Source organism: Streptomyces sp. NBC_00523 (assembly GCF_036346615.1).
GTDB lineage: Bacteria > Actinomycetota > Actinomycetes > Streptomycetales > Streptomycetaceae > Streptomyces.
In genome coordinates this window covers 4,255,835-4,272,434 of sequence record NZ_CP107836.1, presented here as the reverse complement: position 1 = coordinate 4,272,434, position 16,600 = coordinate 4,255,835, and the positions used below count along the sequence as shown (strand labels likewise).

The window sequence follows — 16,600 nt, the reverse complement described above, 5'->3', positions numbered from 1 at the left end:
CCCCTCAGCCCCTCAGTCCCATTCCAGACCGCCGCGCCGCCACACATACGCGTAGGCGACGAAGACGGTGAGCACGAAGAGCAGCATCTCCACGAGCCCGAAGATCCCCAGGGCGTCGAAGCTGACCGCCCAGGGATAGAGGAAGACGATCTCGATGTCGAAGACGATGAAGAGCATCGCCGTCAGGTAGTACTTGATGGGAAAGCGGCCGCCTCCGGCCGGCGTGGGTGTGGGTTCGATACCGCACTCGTACGCTTCGAGCTTTGCCCGGTTGTACCGCTTGGGGCCGATAAGCGTGGCCATGACCACGGAGAAGATCGCAAACCCTGCCCCGAGGGCGCCGAGCACGAGGATGGGCGCGTAGGCATTCACGCTCCTCGCTCCTTCCAGTCGTCCTTGACCGTTGGACCGCATCGGGCGAACCGGCTCCCCGCCTCACCAAGATCGTGCACATGTGAGGCAGTTCACAAGCCCGACTGCCCCGCATCCTACGCCCGCCGTCCTGTGATCTGCGACACGGGGGTCACCAACGTCTTTGTGATCTCCACCACCTGACGAACGATCATGAAGTCGGATGAGCGGTGATCTTCGTACACGAAGCGGCCGAGTGATCACGAGAGGTGACATCTCCCACCGTTGTCGCTGGTCAAAGCGGTGTCGCACTATCAAGCCACGGCAGTGCGCGCAAAATTGGCGATGGACACGATGGGGTGATAAAGGGATCTGCCCCACTCTGGGGCCGTGCGGGCCGGGATGGGGTGACCGGAGGCGGGGGCGCCTGACAGGGGTCACTCGCGCGAGGGTTCACACGGAACGAAGTGGACGCGGACGGCCGCTTTCCGCGCCGGGTCCTCGTATGCCCGTCACGGCAGAACCATACTGTGAGCTGCGTCACTCCACATCAGCCGTTACAGAAGCGGGCTTGGCCAACAGTGTGAACGGGTGGTAAGTGACGGGCAATTCGGGCGTATTGCAGAAAACCCGTGATCACAGCCATGATCGCGACTGCCCGATTTGCCCGTTACGGCGTCAATAAAGGCCGCCAGAAAGCGGATTCACAGATTCCGGACGTAACTGTGTCGCAACACACGTTTCTTGATGGGACCCCGCGCGCCCTGATAGCGCTAGTACCCATGTCCCACACCGCTCACATACCCAGCCACCGGAAGCCCCGCCGAAACGCCTCGACGTCGGCGCTGCGGGCCGGAGTTGCCGGTGGCGTCCTCAGCACCATCGCGGTCGCGGGTGCCGCCGGCCCGGCCCAGGCCGAACCGGTGACCCAGACGATCGAGATGCCCACCATCACGGCGGGACTCTCCACCACCGTCGCCGCCTCCGCCGAGGCGACGCAGCAGGTCGCCCTGGACCTGGAGACGCAGGCCCAGGAGGACGCCGCGGCCACCAGCGCCGCCAAGGACGCCAAGAAGGCCAAGGCCGAGGCCGTCCGCAAGGCCGAGGCCAAGAAGAAGGCCGAGGCGGCCGCCAAGGCCAAGGCGGAGGCCGCCGAGCGCGCCTCCCGCGACGCCGCGCGCACCACGCTGCAGAAGACCACCGGCTCCTCGTCGTCCGGCTCCACCAACGCCGCCACGACCTCGTACTCCTCCAACGCCTCCGGCTCCGCGGCCTCCGTCGTCGCGTTCGCCCAGGCGCAGGTCGGCGACGCGTACGTGTCCGGCGGCACCGGCCCCAACTCGTGGGACTGCTCGGGCTTGGTCCAGGCCGCCTTCCGCACGGTGGGCGTCGACCTGCCGCGCGTCTCGCAGAGCCAGTCCACCGCCGGCACCCAGGTCTCGCTGAGCAACCTCCAGCCGGGCGACATCCTGTACTGGGGCAGCGCGGGCAGCGCGTACCACGTCGGGATCTACGTGGGCGGCGGCCAGTTCGTCGGTGCGCAGAACTCCTCCACCGGTGTGGTGCAGCGCCCGCTGGACTACGACATGCCGACCGGCGCGGTCCGCGTCCTCTGAGACATCCCCGTGTTCACGGATTCACAAGCCTGATCCGCACGTGAGGCACACGAAGGAGCCGTCACTCCCCCGCTCGGGAGTGACGGCTCCTTCGTTTGTGAACGGGCGCTACGAGCGCGGCGCGACCTTCGCCAGGCCGTTGATGATGCGGTCCATCGCGTCGCCGCCGGTCGGGTCGGTGAGGTTGGCGAGCATCTTCAGCGTGAACTTCATCAGCAGCGGGTGCGTCAGGCCGCGCTGGGTCGCGACCTTCATGACCTTCGGGTTGCCGATCAGCTTCACGAAGGCGCGGCCCATCGTGTAGTAGCCGCCGTAGGTCTCCTTGAGCACCTTCGGGTAGTTGTTCAGCGCCAGCTCCCGCTGGGCGGGGGTCGCGCGGGCGTGCGCCTGGACGATGACGTCGGCCGCGATCTGGCCGGACTCCATGGCGTACGCGATGCCCTCGCCGTTGAACGGGTTGACCATGCCGCCCGCGTCACCGACGAGCAGCAGGCCCTTGGTGTAGTGCGGCTGGCGGTTGAAGGCCATCGGGAGGGCGGCGCCCCGGATGGGCATCGTCATGTTCTCCGGGGTGTAGCCCCAGTCCTCCGGCATGGAGGCGCACCACGCCTTCAGGACCTCGCGCCAGTCCAGCTCCTTGAAGGCGGACGAGGAGTTGAGGATGCCGAGGCCGACGTTGGACGTGCCGTCGCCCATGCCGAAGATCCAGCCGTAGCCGGGCAGCAGCTTCTCCTGGGGGCCGCGCCGGTCCCACAGCTCCAGCCAGGACTCCAGATAGTCGTCGTCGTGCCGGGGCGAGGTGAAGTACGTCCGCACGGCGACGCCCATCGGGCGGTCGTCGCGGCGGTGCAGGCCCATCGCGAGGGAGAGCCGGGTGGAGTTGCCGTCGGCCGCGACGACGAGCGGGGCGTGGAAGGTGACCGGGGTCTTCTCCTCGCCGAGCTTCGCGTGCACCCCGGTGATCCGGCCGGTGCGCTCGTCGGTGATCGGGGCGCCCACGTTGCACCGCTCGTACAGCCGGGCGCCCGCCTTCTGCGCGTTCCGGGCCAGCTGCTCGTCGAAGTCGTCGCGCTTGCGGACGAGTCCGTAGTCCGGGTAGGAGGCCAGATCCGGCCAGTCCAGCTGGAGCCGGACGCCGCCGCCGATGATGCGCAGGCCCTTGTTGCGGAGCCAGCCCGCCTCTTCGGAGATGTCGATGCCCATGGACACGAGCTGCTTGGTGGCGCGCGGGGTGAGGCCGTCGCCGCAGACCTTCTCGCGCGGGAACGCGGTCTTCTCCAGGAGGAGGACGTCGAGTCCGGCCTTGGCCAGGTAGTACGCGGTCGTGGAGCCGGCGGGGCCCGCCCCGACGACGATGACGTCCGCGCTGTGTTCGGACAGGGGTTCGGTCACGGTCGGTTCTCCCGAAGACTCGAATTCGCGTGCCGCGCGGCACAGGTCCAAGGCAGTCTATGGGGGCCTGCCGACCAACCCTCCGAAGGGCTGCCTCATGTCAATCGCGCCTGCCGCTCCGCCCGTCGTACAGCTGCGTGTCCCGACCGACGAGGACGCCGTCGCCTGGCACCGGGCCTTCGCGGACCCGGAGGTGATGCGGTTCTTCGGCGGGCGGGCCGAGGAGCTGTCGATGTACGAGGAGTGGACCGCGCGGCAGCGCAGACACGACGCCGAACTCGGGTACTGCCTGTGGACCGTGCTCGACGGCAAGGGGCAGGTCGTCGGCTTCACGGGGGCGCAGCCGTGGGGGCCGACCGCGTACGGCCCGGTGGGCGAGACCGAGATCGGCTGGCGGCTGGCCCGCTCGGCCTGGGGGCTCGGTTACGCGACGACCGCCGCCCGCCTCACGCTGGAGCGGCTGCGCGCGGCGGGCGTGGAACGGGTGGTGGCGGCGGTCGACGTGCTCAACGAACGCTCGGCCGCGGTGGCCCTGCGCCTCGGCATGGAACCGGCCGAGACCTTCACGACCGGGCGGCCCGGCCAGGAGGTGCGGGCCTTCCGACTGGAGCTGTGACGGCCGGGTTCAGTCGACGTCGTTGAGCATCCAGGTGGACAGGGCGGTGTCGAAGACCTCGCGGGCGGCGACCCAGTCCACGTCCCGCTCGGTGACGTAGACGGCGTACTCGGTGCCGTCCTCGGCGATGTAGCTCTGGTCGATCGCGTGGACCGTCTGTCCGCTCTTGTCCTCGTAGGTGTACTCCCACCGGGCGCCCGGGCGGCCCTGGAAGGTGTTGGCCGACAGCTGGACCTGCTGGTAGTTCCGCTGGTTGGCGGAGGCGGTCTTCTCCAGGGCCTGGAAGTTCTCGTACGAGGTGTAGGGGGCGTCCGCGATGACGCCGACCTTCAGCAGGGCGGTGTCGCCCGGGGCCGCGGCGTAGGTGACCTGGTGGTTCTTCTCGCCCTGGCGCTCCCAGTTGTCCGGCAGCGCGAACGAGAAGCCCGCGGTGTCGGCGACGACGCTGTAGCCCTCCGGGAAGACGAGCTCGGCCGGGTCGGTGGTGGCGCTCGCCTCCGTGGAGGGAGCTTCCTCGGAGGGGGCCTCGCTCGTCCGGTCCTCGGCGGGCGTCGCCCGGTCGCTCTTCTTGCCCTTGTCGTTCTCCGAGGTGCCCGGGTCGTCGTCGTGGCGGTCCATCAGGGCGAGGGTGCCCGCGGTGGCCCCGCCGCCGAAGATCAGCGCCGCGACGAGCGTGGCCCCCCAGACGAGGACGGCCCGCCGACGCCGGGGCGCGGGGGGCTGCGCGGGGTCCGGGGCGGGGACGTACGGGGCGTGCAGGGTGCTGGTGGGCGGCTCGGCGCCGGGCACGGCGGCCTCGGGTGCGGCGGCTTCGGCGGCCGTGGTCTGGGCAGGCGGGGTGTGCGGCGCCTGGCCGGGGCCGGGGGTCTGACCCGTCTGACCCGGAGCCGGGGTCTGACCCGTCTGACCCGGAGCCGGGGTCTGACCCGGAGCCGGGGGCTGGCCGGGCGCGGGGGCGTACGGCCCGGGGGCCGGGGTGTACGGACCCGGAATGTGCGGGCCCGGGTTCGGCGGGCCGTACGGGCTCGGCGGGGCCGGGTACGCCGGGGAGCCGCCGCCCGGGCCGCCGCCGCCCGTCATCCGCGCGAGGTACGGCGCGACGAGGATCGCGCCGCCCACCCACAGCAGCCCGAACAGCAGCGCGTCGGCGACGCTGGGCGAGACGTCCAGGGTGCCCGAGCCACCGATGTCCGCGACGTTGCCGGAGAACTCGGCGGACAGGCCGCTCATCGCGGTCAGCGCGAGGAACCCGAGCAGGAACAGCCCGCCCGCGGTGACCTGTTCGCGCCGGTCGGCGGAGCGGCGCCCGGCGAGCAGCGCGACGACGAGCGCGCAGACGAGGCCCGCGGCGAGCGCGCCGACGAGGGCCCAGTCGTTGGCGGCGTCGCTCAGCTCACCGAGCCCGAACGAGCCGTGTTCCGTACCGGCGCCGATGATGTCCGCCTGTCCCCGCGCGTCGTACTCGACGGAGCCGCCCCAGCTGACCGAGAGCACCATCAGCGCGATGTTGGGCAGCAGCGGCAGGGCCATCAGCAGGGCCGTGCCGTTGACGTCGTCCAGGGTGGCGTACGTGATGTAGCCGATCAGGCCGCACAGCAGGAGGACGGCGCCGAGCGCGCGGACGGCGGTTCCGGCGGCGCGTACGAAGCTCTGCGCGCCCGGCCGCTGGGCCAGCCAGGCGGCCGCGACGTCGCGTTGCAGCACGGCGCAGGTGGTGACGAGCGCGAGGGCGAGGGCGCCGAGGGCCGCGAGGACCGGCGAGGAGTGGAGCGAGTAGCCCTGGACCTCCGGCTGGGCGTAGAGCCCGAGGACCAGGACCGCGGCGGTGGCCACGACGCTGATCCGGACCGCCGCGTCGAGCCCGCCGCCCTGCCGGCGGACGCCCCGGGCGCCGAGGATGAGGGCGCCGATCCACAGCACGGTGACGGTGAGCGGGATCAGCGCGAGCGTCGTCTGGCTCTGCCCGCCCGGATCGAAGTCGCCGTACGTGTCCCCGTACGGCGAAGCGCCCCCGTATCCGCCGCCGCCACCGGGCACGACGGCCCGGACCTCGAACCCCCCGCCGAACGCCTGGAGCAGCATCGCGAGCGCGATCCGGAGCCGGTCGCTCCACCCGACGACGACGTCGTCCCCCTGCCCGTAGTCCGGGATGGCGAGCGCCACGGCGAGCCCGATGATCAGCCCGGTCGGCCAGACGGCCGCCTTCAGCGAGCCGGCCCAGTCCCCGCGCATCACCCGCCCGAAGAAGATCCCGACGGGCGAGGGCCCGGCCGGTACGGGCGCGTACCCGGGCGGCGGCGCGGCGGGCCGAGTCATGTAGGCGGGCATCGCGGGCGGTTCGACGGCCGGCGCCCCGCTCGGCGGCGGCGGAGCGGCGGGCTGAGGAGGCGCGGCGGGCGCGGCGGGCCTCTCCCGCCCGCACTTCATGCAGAAGCGCGCCTCGTCGGGCGCCTGGGTTCCACAGAACGGGCAGTACGAGGGCATGAGAGCTCCGCAGCGGGCCGGGGACGGGCGAGACGGTGACACACGGAAACAGGGACGACGCGTGCCGTATCAACGGACACATCTTCCCCGCCCACCGGTTCCCGTCAACTCGGAATCCCACCCGCCGCTTTCGCGCGTTCACCGGTCCGTCCCGTGCCCCGGCCATTCGTGGGGTGGTGCGATGATTTGTCGTGACCATCAAGAAGATCATCACGGTGCGCGGCTCCCTGATAGCCGCCGCCCTCGCCCTGTTGTGCTCCACCTTCTTCGTACTCCCGGCGAGCGCCCAGGCGTTCGACGACTGCCCGGCCGGACAGCTCTGCCTGTACAGCGCTTCGGGCGGCGGCGGCACGCAGCGGACGTTCGCCGTGCGGGACGACGGGACGCGTTACGACGCCTCCTGGGACGACGCGACGCTCTCCGCCAAGAACAACACCCCCTACTGGGCCTGCGTGTACGTGGACACCGACTTCGGCGGGCTGCTCCAGACGATCAAGCCCGGCAATTCCGACGAATACGGCAGCGACCCCCGGTTCGCCGGGAAGATCAGCTCCCACAAGCTGGTCCCGTCCCGGGCCCACTGCTTCACCGGGTACGAGCGCTGCCCCGACAACCGCGTCTGCACCTTCAGCGAGGCGGCGGGGCGCGGCCGGATGACGGTGCACATGCCCGTGACCGATCCGGCCACGAAGAACTACGGCAACGCGTACGGCGCCGAGGTGGCGCCCGTCTCCGTGTGGAACCGCACCGCACGCCATGTCTGCTTCTACCCGACCGAGAAGTTCACCGGCACCTGGACCGACCCGGCCGCTCCGGCCACCAAGTACGGCGCCTACGTCGTGCTGAAGGGCGACAGCACCACCGTCCCGGCACCCTTCGCCGGGACCTTCCGCTCGCACGAGCTCGTCAACGGAACCTCGGAGTGCCAGTAATCATGAGCAGATCCCTCACCCGCACCTGGGCGACCGTGGCGGCGGCGCTGAGCGCCCTCGTCCTCACCGCCCCCGCGGCCCCGGCCGCCGACGCACCGGCGAGCCCGCTGGCCGCCAACTGGGATCAGCAGACGCCGTCGAAGCCGGCGACCGGAGTCACCCTGACCCGGTACACCGAGCGCGTGCCCGAGAACCGGACCCGGGGCCGTGTCCTGAACGTGGTCGACATCGACCCGACCGCCTCCGCGCTCACCCTGGAAAGTGTCGTCGGCAAGGCCGACGGACTGACCGAGACGGTCGCCGACCAGCTCGCCGGAGTCTCGACGGTCGCCGCCCGCCACCCCTACGCGGGCGTCAACGGCGGCCTGTTCAAGTCCGAGCCCAAGCACCCCGACCACGTCCTCCCGGCCGGCGCCGACGGCACCACGGTCATGCACATGGGCGTCTCGGTCACCGACGGCGTCCTGCACAGCTCCAGCTGCTGGATGAACGGGGCCGGCAGCAACGGGGTGGTCCTGCAGTACGGCATCCCGTACATCACCAAGCTCCGTACGGACATGAAGCTGACCACCGCTTCGGGCGCGACCGTACGCATAGACGACGTCAACCGCGATCCCGGCCGCAGCCGGGGCTGCGCCCGGGACGCCGAGGACACGGCGGTGAAGGGCCAGACGGCGCTGTACACCGACCCGGACGAGATCGTCCTGTTCACCGACGACTACGGCTTCCCCGTGCCGAAGCCGGGGATCGACCCGACGGTCACGACGGACGACGACCCCGGCTTCGAGGTCGTCCTCGACGCGCACGGCGTCGTCACCGACGCCCGGGAACGCCGGGGCGGGCAGACGGCGGCCGAGCAGGTCCACGTCCCCGCCGGTGGCCGGATCCTCCAGGGTGTGGGCACCGGGGCGGACTGGCTGCGCACCCACCTGACCCGCGACGACCACCCGGCCGTCGACCTGAGACTCCATGACGTGACGCTCGACCGGGACATCCCGCTGGACGACTCGGTGGACGTCGTGAGCTCCTTCCACCGGCTCCTGAGCGCGAGCGGCGTACCCGCGGAGCTGCCCGACTCGTGCAACGGCCACGTCACGGGCGCCGACGGGACCAACCTGATCTGCACCGATTCCCGCACGGCCGTCGGCACCAATGTCAAGGGCCACCCGGTGTTCATCACGCTCACCGGGCAGACGCAGGCCACCGCGTCGACCACGCACGAGGACGGGGACTCGCTCCGGGCGTTCGCGAACCTGCTGGACTCGCCGGAACTGGCGCTGGTCGACGTGCTCAACCTCGACGGCGGCGGGTCCACGACGCTCCTCACGGGCACGGACGTGCGGACGCCGCCGACCGATGCGGGCAAGGACCCCGCCGGGCCGAAGTACGTCCACCGGCGGGTCGCCGACTCGGTGTACACCGGGGTCGGCGGCTACGGCATGTACGCCAAGTAGCGTCAGGCGGCCCTGACACCCCGGTGCAGGGCCACCACGCCGCCCGTCAGGTTGCGCCAGGCGACCTGGGACCAGCCGGCCTGCTGGAGCTTCTTCGCCAGGCCGGGCTGGTCGGGCCAGGCGCGGATGGATTCGGCGAGGTAGACGTAGGCGTCGGGGTTGGAGGAGACCGCGCGGGCGACCGGGGGGAGGGCGCGCATCAGGTACTCGATGTAGACCGTGCGGAACGGGGTCCAGACGGGCTGGGAGAACTCGCAGATGACGACCCGGCCGCCCGGCTTGGTGACCCGGTACAGCTCGCGCAGGGCCGCGTCCGTGTCCTGGACGTTGCGCAGGCCGAAGGAGATGGTCACCGCGTCGAAGCTCTCGTCGCGGAACGGGAGTTTCGTGGCGTCGCCGGCGGTGAAGGGCAGCCAGGCGTGACGCTTCTTGCCCTCGCGGAGCATGCCGGTGGAGAAGTCGCACGGCACGACGTACGCGCCGGTCGCGGCGAACGGCAGCGAGGACGTCGCCGTGCCGGCCGCCAGGTCGAGGACCTTCTCGGCGGGCCGCGCGTCCACCGCCTTGGCGACCGCCTTGCGCCACACCCGGTCCTGGCCGAGGGAGAGCACGTCGTTGGTCAGGTCGTAGTTCGCCGCCACGCCGTCGAACATCGAGGCGACTTCGTGCGGCTGCTTGTCCAGGGATGCTCGGGTCACGCTCCCCATTCAAGCAGTCCGGTCCGTGCGGCCTCGCGGCGGACGCCCCGGGCGAAATCCCGCTTCAACCTTTTCCGCCCCGCGGCACTCAGTAGTCACGAAGAGACCTTCGCCGAGAACAGGAAAGGGGGCAGATGTTCACGGGAGCCAGCCGGGGTGCCGACGGCTTCGAGGAGTTCGCCCGCGCCGGTCAGCACCGGCTCTACCGCACCGCGTACCTGCTCTGCGGCGACGCCGACGCCGCGCGCGATCTGACCCAGACGACGCTGGCCAAGCTGTTCCAGCACTGGCGCCGGGCGGGCGCCGCCGACCATCCGGACGCCTATGCCCGGACCGTGCTCACCCGCACCTACATCGCCGAGCGCCGCCGTCGGCTCCGCGACCTCCTCGCCCACACGCCGATCGCCGCGCCCGCCCCCGCGGTGGGCCCCGAGCTCACGGTCACGCTGCTCGCCGCCCTCGCCGAACTGCCGCCCCGCGCCCGGGCGATGGTCGTCCTGCGCTACTGGGAAGACCTGAGCGTGGAGACCGTCGCCGGGCTGCTGCGGTGCAGCCCGTCCACCGTCAGGAGCCAGTGCTCGCGCTCGCTGGCCACGCTGCGCGCCCGCCTGGGCGACGCGTACCTCTACACCGCCCGAAGCTGAGGAGTGAAGCCGTGTACGTGTTGATGGACCCCGCTCCGGGCGACGAGCCCGGCCGGGACGACGACGAACTGCTGGTGCGGACCGCCATGGAGCGGGCCACCGACGGGGCGCCCCCGCTGCCCGATCTGCTCCCCGGCGCCCTGGTCGAGGGCCGCCGCCGCCGGGCCCGGGCCCGCGCCGCGATCGGGGCGACGGCCACCGCGATCGTCGGCCTCGGCATCTTCGGCGCCGCGCTGCCGGTGTGGGGCGGGGACGGGGAGCCGGTACGCCAGTGGTCGGCGGCCTCGTCGACGACCGCCGCGCCCACGCCCCTGGACACCTCCGACCCATGGCTCCGGCTCCCCGTACACGTCGAGCCGAGCCCCGGCGAGAGCTCCATGGCGGACCTGCCGGAGGACGAGCTCTCCCGGCAGCAGGTCTTCCAGAACCAGGCGGCGGACGTGCTCGAATCGCTGCTGCCCAAGGCGCTCGCCCCGGTCCGTCCGGTCGACATCGCCGTCAACCGGTACCAGGGCGGGGTGGACAGCCCGGTCTTCCCCATCACCTTCTCCGTCCGCCCGCCGGCCACGGGCAAGGCCGCCCGGGCGAACACGCCCTGCCTCGACGTCGCGGTGAAGGGTCTCCAGTGCGATGAGGTGACGCTGCCGGGGGGCATCATGGCCCAGGCGATCACGGCGGCCGGGAACGCCAAGGGGGGCAAGACGATCACCGGCGTCACCGTGCGTTTCAGGTACGGGCACAGCCGCGTCACGCTCACCGTGGGGGGTGACTACGACGCCATGGTGTCGGCACCGGTCACCGCCGACCAACTGTCGGCCGTCGCCGGGGACCCGAAGTTCATCGAAATGGTTGCTTATGCGGACGCACGTCCGATGGAAGCGAAGGAGGGCTCTGTCCGTGGGGGCTGAGAGCACGCGGGGGCGGCACGGCGGAGCGGGTCGCGGACGAAGACGCGCGAGACGGGCGCGGCGCCGCAGCCGCATACGCATACTCACCGCCGTCGCCGTACCGGCGGCGCTGATCGGCCTCGTGGTCGTCCTCGCGCCCCGCTGGGCGGGCGGTGACGAGGCCCCGGCGGCCGCCGCACCGAAGCCGGTCGCCGCGCCCCACGCTCCCTCCCCCACACCCACACCCAGCCGCAGCCCGAAGCCCTCCCCGTCGCCCTCCGTGAAGCCGAGCCCCACCCGTATCCCCGCCTCCGGCCCCGGCACCTTCACGACCGCCCGCGCCGACACCTCGTCCTCCGGGCAGTACGCGTACCGCGTCGAGGTCGAGGACGGCTCCGGCGTCGATCCGGAGGAGGCCGCGGACCGGATCGCCGAGATCCTCGCCGCGCCGCGCGGCTGGGGGCAGGGCGGGAAGCGCACGTTCCACCGGGTGGCCTCCGGCCCGGCCGGGCTGGTCGTCCGCATCGCGACGGCGGGCACCACGGACCGGATCTGCGGACAGGGCGGGATGAACACGCACGGCGAGGTCAACTGCCGGATCAGCGAGAAGGTGATGGTCAACCTCAAGCGCTGGCAGACCGGTTCGCCCGAGTTCGACGGACCGCTGAACGACTACCGCGCGCTGATCATCAACCACGAGGTCGGCCACTGGCTCGGCCACGGCCACGAGACCTGCCCCGGCAAGGGCCGCCCCGCCCCCGCGATGATGCAGCAGATCTACGGACTCAAGGGCTGCGTCGCCAACGCCTGGCCGTACGACGAAAACGGGGCATACCTGGGCGGCCCCACGATGCCATAACGATTCTTCAGGCGCTCTCCCCGCGACCGCACCACGACCTCACATGGTTGTGGACTGAACCAATTTCCCCGATCACCGGTCCTACAGCGGGGGACGGAACGTCGATCGCTGGGGAGGGTTACGGATGCCCGGATGGAAAGGGCGCCGGGGGGAGAGCGGCCGGAGCAGGCTGCTCGCATGGGCTGTCGTCCCCGTCGTACTCGCGGCTGCCACCGTGGCTGGTCTGCGCTGGAACGACGCACGCGGGCCCGCACCCGCCGCCTTCACCGTGGCCCGCGCCACCGCGACCGACAGCGGCACGGGCAACGCCTACCGGGTGGAGGTGGAGGACGGCTCCGGGCTCGACGCGGACAAGGCGGCCTCCGTCGTCGCGCGCATCCTGGCCGCGCCCCGGGGCTGGACGCACCACGGGGAGCGCCGGTTCCGCCAGGTCGCGAAGGGTCCGGCGGGGCTGGTCATCCGGATCGCGACCCCGGAGACCACCGACCGCATCTGCGGGGCGAGCGGGCTCGACACACACGGCGAGGTCAACTGCCGCGTCGGTACGGTCGTGATGGTCAACCTGAAGCGCTGGCAGACGGGTTCGCCCGAGTTCAGCGGCCCGCTGGGCGAGTACCGGGCCCTGATCATCAACCACGAGGTCGGCCACTGGCTCGGCCACGGCCACGAGACCTGCCCCGGCAAGGGCCGCCCGGCGCCCGCGATGATGCAGCAGATCGACGGCCTGAAGGGCTGCGTCGCCAACGCCTGGCCGTACGACCCCGAGGGGCACTACCTGGGCGGGCCCTCGGTGCCGTAGGCCTCAACGCCCCCGGTACACCAGCCGCCCGCCCGCGATCGTCGCCACGCAGCTGACCGCGCCCGCCGCGAGGAGCGCCGCCTCGTCGGGGGCGTCGAAGGCGGCGAGGTCCGCGCGGCCCCCGGTGGCGAGCGGTGCCGCCGTCGCCTCCGCCACCGCGCCCGCCCCGGCCAGCGGGTCGAGCCGGGGGCCGTCGGCGGGGGAAGGGGACGCGCCGAGGACCGTCAGCCCGGACCGCCGGACCGCCGTGAGCAGCGCGGCCGGTGCCCCGGGGCCCGCGGTCACCGCCGTCGTGCCGTGCCGGAGCATCCGGTGCAGCCCGCGCCGCACGCTGCCCGCGCGCCAGGTCTCCTCGGGGCCCAGCGCGTCGAGCGCGGCGCCGGTCAGGGGCTCGGTGCCCCGCGCGTCCGCCTCGCGGGGGTCGGGGAAGTACCACTCCTCCAGGAGCCGGACCGCGTCCCGCTGCACCAGCCCCGGGGTGAGGACGCCCGGCCAGCGGCGGACCCGGGCGCCGGGGTGGGCGGCGGCCAGTTCCCCGTACGGCCCGAAGCCGGCGACCACCGCGTCCCGCACGGCCACCGCACCACCGGGCACGGGTGCGCGGCCGCCGCCCGGCAGAAGCAGGGCGGCGGCGTGAATCGTCAGCATGGAGAGATCAGTTGGCGCTCAGGAGCTTGAGCTCCGGGTGTGCCGTACCGCCCTCGATCGCGACGGACGAGATGTGCGAGACGACGCGCTCGTCGACCGGGTCGTTCGCCGGGTCGTCGTGCACGACCAGGTGCTCGTACGTGGTGGCGCGCTGGGCCGGGACCCGGTCCGCCTTGCGGATCAGGTCGATGATCTCCAGCCGGTTGGAGCGGTGCTTGGCACCGGCCGAGGAGACGACGTTCTCCTCCAGCATGATCGAGCCGAGGTCGTCCGCGCCGTAGTGCAGCGACAGCTGGCCGACCTCCTTGCCGGTGGTGAGCCAGGAGCCCTGGATGTGGGCGACGTTGTCCAGGAAGAGCCGGGCGATGGCGATCATCCGCAGGTACTCGAAGAGCGTGGCCTGCGTCTGCCCCTTCAGCTTGTTGTTCTCCGGCTGGTACGTGTACGGGATGAACGCCCGGAAGCCGCCGGTGCGGTCCTGCACGTCACGGATCATGCGCAGGTGCTCGATGCGCTCGGCGTTCGTCTCGCCCGTGCCCATCAGCATGGTCGAGGTGGACTCGACGCCCAGGCCGTGCGCGATCTCCATGATCTCCAGCCAGCGCTCGCCGGACTCCTTCAGCGGCGCGATGGCGGTGCGCGGCCGGGCCGGAAGCAGCTCGGCGCCCGCGCCCGCGAAGGAGTCGAGACCGGCGGCGTGGATCCGGCTGATGGCCTCCTCGGCGGAGACCTTCGAGATCCGGGCCATGTGCTCGATCTCGGAGGCGCCGAGCGAGTGGATCACCAGCTGCGGGAACGCCTTCTTGATGGCCGAGAAGTGCTCCTCGTAGTACTCCACGCCGTAGTCCGGGTGGTGCCCGCCCTGGAACATGATCTGCGTGCCGCCCAGCTCGACGGTCTCCGCGCAGCGGCGCAGAATGTCGTCCAGGTCCCGGGACCAGCCCTTGGCGGTGTCCTTCGGCGCGGCGTAGAACGCGCAGAACTTGCAGGCCGTGACGCACACGTTGGTGTAGTTGATGTTGCGCTCGATGATGTACGTCGCGATGTGCTCCGTACCGGCGTAACGGCGGCGGCGCACGGCGTCGGCCGCCGCGCCCAGCGCGTGCAGCGGCGCCGACCGGTAGAGGTCGAGCGCCTCCTCCGGGGTGATCCGGCCGCCTTCGGCGGCTCGGTCGAGGATGGGCTGAAGGTCGGCCTTCTCGGTCACCGGGCTGTCACCTTTCGGCGGTTTTTCAACGGATCTACGGACCGGTTCAGCGTACGCCAGGGGGGTTGGGCTTCAGCCGTCGGACCGGGTGAGCGTGCCGTACGGGAGTCCCGCGCCCCTCTCGTCGGAGCGGAAGCGGAGCGTGCCGTCGGAGGCGCGGGTGAAGTGGAGGTCGGCCGGGGTGGTGGTGCAGAGCCCCGCGGTGCTCGGGCGGTCCGGGTCGGCGCGCTCGCGCAGCTTCAACTCGTCGTCGGAGGCGGTGGTGAGGGTGGCGACGCTGTGGCAGGTGATCTCGAAGCCCATGGAGAGGGAGGTGGTCAGGCGGACCACGTCCGTGCCCTTGCGGCCCTTGGTGAAGACCGCGGTGAGCGTGCCGTGCGGTTCGCCCGTGGTCTTCTCGGTGAGCGGGCCCGTCCAGGTGCCGACGAACGCGTCGGGCAGTTCGGCGGCCCCGCCCGGGGGCGCCGGGCTCTTCGTCGGGCTGGCCGTCGGGCCCTTCGTCGCCGAGCCCGTGTCCGAGTCCTTCGGCGGCGAGGGCTCTCCGGAGGTGGCGGGCGGTGCCTGCCCGACGTTGCCGGTGTCGCCGCCCGTGCCCGGCATCAGGTCCAGCCAGAAGGCGCCGCCCATCGTCACCGCGGCCAGCGCCCCGGCCACCGCGAGCGCGAGCGTGCAGCTGACGCGCCGCCGTCCCGCCCCGTCGCCGCCCGCCGTCGCGCCCAGGGTCAGGCTCCGGCCCCCGGTCCGCTGCCCCGGCAGCCCGTCGGCCCCGGCGGTCGGGGGGTGCGGCGGGTCGACCGGCGGGCCGAAGACGCCGAGCGCTGCGGCGGGCGAGCCGTACGGGCCCCCGGAGGGTTCGCCCGCCCCGGACGCGGGCTCGCCGATCCCCGCCCCCAGCGACGGGTCGCTGAACGGCACCGGCCCCGACTGCACCGGGGCCTCCTGCGGTTCCAGGTCCAGCAGCGCCACCGCCGAGCTGCTGACCTCGCGGACCAGCGGACCGGGCAGCCAGCCCGCCGCGACCGCCGCCGCCGCGCCGCCGGGCAGCAGCCGGCGGGCCAGCTCGTCCGGGGTGGGCCGCCGCTCCGGGTCCTTGGCCAGGCAGGCGGCGATGGTCTCGCGCAGACCGCCCTCCAGATCGCCCAGCTCCGGTTCCTCGTGGACGACCTTGTAGAGGAGGACGGCCGAGGAGTCGCCGAGGAACGGTGCGGAGCCGGTCGCCGCGTAGGCCAGGACCGCGCCCAGCGAGAAGATGTCGGCCGCGCCGGAGAGGTCGGTGCCCCGGATCTGCTCCGGCGCCATGTAGCCCGGCGAGCCGACGGAGACCCCGGTGGAGGTGAGGGAGGCGGTCGCGTCGATGGCCCGGGCGATGCCGAAGTCGATCAGGCGGGGGCCGTCCAGGGCGAGCAGGACGTTGGACGGCTTCACGTCCCGGTGGATCAGGCCCCGCTCGTGCACCGCGGCCAGCGCCTCGCCGAGACCGGCGCCCAGCACCCGGACCGCGTGCTCGGGCAGCGGGCCGTGCTCGGTGACGGCCGCGGAGAGCGGCGGGCCCGCCACGTAACCGGTGGCGATCCAGGGGACGGGGGCGTCCGGGTCGGCGTCCAGGACGGGCGCGGTCCACTGGGCGCCGATCCGCCGGGCCGCCTCCACCTCGCGCCGGAAGCGGGCGCGGAACTGCTCGTCGAGCGCGAAGTGCGGGTGGACGACCTTGACGGCGACCGTACGGCCGCCCGCGCTGCGCCCGAGGTAGACCCGGCCCATGCCGCCGGCGCCGAGTCTGCCCAGCAGCCGGTAGGAGCCGATGCTGAGCGGTTCCCCGGCTTCCAGCGGCTGCATATCAAGAACTCCCCCTGTGAACCGGCCGGACCTCCGACCGAAGCCTAGTTCGTGTCCGCGAAGTCTCGTCCGGTCACGGGAGAAACCATCCGCCGATTTCGCCCCCAAGGGAACGAACGACGTCATTCACCGCGATAAAAGGCGTGAATGCGCCGGTCCCGCCGATGACCGATTGCG

General features: G+C 72.2%; 15 protein-coding genes and 1 pseudogene. 8 read left to right on the top strand and 8 right to left on the bottom strand.

The window, feature by feature from the left end:
* Positions 1 to 12 precede the first annotated feature (12 nt).
* Positions 13 to 372, bottom strand: coding sequence for an NADH-quinone oxidoreductase subunit A (locus OHS17_RS19445; protein WP_003967084.1), 360 nt, complete (start codon positions 370 to 372; stop codon positions 13 to 15).
* 761 nt (positions 373 to 1,133) lie between these two features.
* Here OHS17_RS19445 and OHS17_RS19440 point away from each other — a divergent pair.
* Positions 1,134 to 1,967: a C40 family peptidase gene (locus tag OHS17_RS19440; RefSeq protein ID WP_330313213.1), complete on the top strand. Its 834-nt coding sequence runs from the start codon at positions 1,134 to 1,136 to the stop codon at positions 1,965 to 1,967.
* Positions 1,968 to 2,075: 108 nt separating this feature from the next.
* Here OHS17_RS19440 and OHS17_RS19435 read toward each other — a convergent pair whose 3' ends face one another.
* Positions 2,076 to 3,359 (bottom strand): geranylgeranyl reductase family protein, encoded by a 1,284-nt coding sequence (locus OHS17_RS19435; protein ID WP_073862554.1) that lies wholly within the window; start codon positions 3,357 to 3,359, stop codon positions 2,076 to 2,078.
* A gap of 97 nt (positions 3,360 to 3,456) precedes the next feature.
* Between OHS17_RS19435 and OHS17_RS19430 the strand changes: the two genes are divergently transcribed.
* Positions 3,457 to 3,975 carry a GNAT family N-acetyltransferase gene (locus tag OHS17_RS19430; protein WP_330313212.1) on the top strand — a complete coding sequence of 173 codons (519 nt, stop codon included), beginning with the start codon at positions 3,457 to 3,459 and terminating at the stop codon, positions 3,973 to 3,975.
* 9 nt (positions 3,976 to 3,984) lie between these two features.
* Here the strand turns inward: OHS17_RS19430 and OHS17_RS19425 are convergent, their stop codons facing one another.
* Together OHS17_RS19425 and OHS17_RS33905 are read right to left on the bottom strand one after the other, a co-directional pair.
* Positions 3,985 to 6,291, bottom strand: coding sequence for a hypothetical protein (locus tag OHS17_RS19425; RefSeq protein WP_330313211.1), 2,307 nt, complete (start codon positions 6,289 to 6,291; stop codon positions 3,985 to 3,987).
* A gap of 99 nt (positions 6,292 to 6,390) precedes the next feature.
* Positions 6,391 to 6,459: pseudogene (locus tag OHS17_RS33905) on the bottom strand (zinc-ribbon domain-containing protein); the annotation flags it as partial.
* A gap of 191 nt (positions 6,460 to 6,650) precedes the next feature.
* On the opposite strand from OHS17_RS33905, the gene OHS17_RS19420 reads away from it, so the two are divergent.
* Both OHS17_RS19420 and OHS17_RS19415 read left to right on the top strand, forming a co-directional pair.
* Positions 6,651 to 7,391: a peptidase inhibitor family I36 protein gene (locus tag OHS17_RS19420; RefSeq protein ID WP_330313210.1), complete on the top strand. Its 741-nt coding sequence runs from the start codon at positions 6,651 to 6,653 to the stop codon at positions 7,389 to 7,391.
* Between the two features lie 2 nt (positions 7,392 to 7,393).
* Positions 7,394 to 8,845, top strand: coding sequence for a phosphodiester glycosidase family protein (locus tag OHS17_RS19415; RefSeq protein ID WP_330313209.1), 1,452 nt, complete (start codon positions 7,394 to 7,396; stop codon positions 8,843 to 8,845).
* Positions 8,846 to 8,847: 2 nt separating this feature from the next.
* Here OHS17_RS19415 and OHS17_RS19410 read toward each other — a convergent pair whose 3' ends face one another.
* Positions 8,848 to 9,543 carry a demethylmenaquinone methyltransferase gene (locus OHS17_RS19410; protein ID WP_330313208.1) on the bottom strand — a complete coding sequence of 232 codons (696 nt, stop codon included), beginning with the start codon at positions 9,541 to 9,543 and terminating at the stop codon, positions 8,848 to 8,850.
* 134 nt (positions 9,544 to 9,677) lie between these two features.
* Between OHS17_RS19410 and OHS17_RS19405 the strand changes: the two genes are divergently transcribed.
* From OHS17_RS19405 to OHS17_RS19390, 4 genes are all read left to right on the top strand, one after another.
* Entirely contained in the window at positions 9,678 to 10,187 is a 510-nt protein-coding gene (locus OHS17_RS19405; protein ID WP_330313207.1) for a SigE family RNA polymerase sigma factor, read from the top strand.
* Positions 10,188 to 10,198: 11 nt separating this feature from the next.
* Positions 10,199 to 11,095, top strand: a complete 897-nt coding sequence (locus tag OHS17_RS19400) for a hypothetical protein (RefSeq protein WP_330313206.1) — start codon at positions 10,199 to 10,201, stop codon at positions 11,093 to 11,095.
* 121 nt (positions 11,096 to 11,216) lie between these two features.
* Positions 11,217 to 11,933 (top strand): DUF3152 domain-containing protein, encoded by a 717-nt coding sequence (locus OHS17_RS19395; protein WP_443066174.1) that lies wholly within the window; start codon positions 11,217 to 11,219, stop codon positions 11,931 to 11,933.
* Positions 11,934 to 12,057: 124 nt separating this feature from the next.
* Complete coding sequence (locus OHS17_RS19390; protein WP_330313204.1) at positions 12,058 to 12,732, top strand: DUF3152 domain-containing protein; 675 nt, start codon at positions 12,058 to 12,060, stop codon at positions 12,730 to 12,732.
* Positions 12,733 to 12,735: 3 nt separating this feature from the next.
* Here OHS17_RS19390 and OHS17_RS19385 read toward each other — a convergent pair whose 3' ends face one another.
* The 3 genes from OHS17_RS19385 to OHS17_RS19375 all read right to left on the bottom strand — a co-directional run bounded on the left by OHS17_RS19385 (position 12,736) and on the right by OHS17_RS19375 (position 16,423).
* Complete coding sequence (locus OHS17_RS19385) at positions 12,736 to 13,380, bottom strand: hypothetical protein (RefSeq protein ID WP_330313203.1); 645 nt, start codon at positions 13,378 to 13,380, stop codon at positions 12,736 to 12,738.
* A 7-nt stretch (positions 13,381 to 13,387) separates the two neighbouring features.
* Positions 13,388 to 14,587, bottom strand: coding sequence for a cyclic dehypoxanthinyl futalosine synthase (gene mqnC / locus OHS17_RS19380; RefSeq protein ID WP_018101360.1), 1,200 nt, complete (start codon positions 14,585 to 14,587; stop codon positions 13,388 to 13,390).
* A gap of 72 nt (positions 14,588 to 14,659) precedes the next feature.
* Positions 14,660 to 16,423 (bottom strand): serine/threonine-protein kinase, encoded by a 1,764-nt coding sequence (locus tag OHS17_RS19375; RefSeq protein WP_330313202.1) that lies wholly within the window; start codon positions 16,421 to 16,423, stop codon positions 14,660 to 14,662.
* Positions 16,424 to 16,600: the final 177 nt, after the last annotated feature.

Bases quoted from the DNA above. Each gene is read 5' to 3' on its own strand.
- OHS17_RS19440 (WP_330313213.1), top strand. From the start codon at position 1,134: ATGTCCCACACCGCTCACATACCCAGCCACCGGAAGCCCCGCCGAAAC.
- OHS17_RS19375 (WP_330313202.1), bottom strand. From the start codon at position 16,423: ATGCAGCCGCTGGAAGCCGGGGAACCGCTCAGCATCGGCTCCTACCGG.
- OHS17_RS19405 (WP_330313207.1), top strand. From the start codon at position 9,678: ATGTTCACGGGAGCCAGCCGGGGTGCCGACGGCTTCGAGGAGTTCGCC.
- OHS17_RS19390 (WP_330313204.1), top strand. From the start codon at position 12,058: ATGCCCGGATGGAAAGGGCGCCGGGGGGAGAGCGGCCGGAGCAGGCTG.
- OHS17_RS19415 (WP_330313209.1), top strand. From the start codon at position 7,394: ATGAGCAGATCCCTCACCCGCACCTGGGCGACCGTGGCGGCGGCGCTG.
- OHS17_RS19430 (WP_330313212.1), top strand. From the start codon at position 3,457: ATGTCAATCGCGCCTGCCGCTCCGCCCGTCGTACAGCTGCGTGTCCCG.
- OHS17_RS19385 (WP_330313203.1), bottom strand. From the start codon at position 13,380: ATGCTGACGATTCACGCCGCCGCCCTGCTTCTGCCGGGCGGCGGCCGC.
- OHS17_RS19425 (WP_330313211.1), bottom strand. From the start codon at position 6,291: ATGACTCGGCCCGCCGCGCCGCCGCCCGGGTACGCGCCCGTACCGGCC.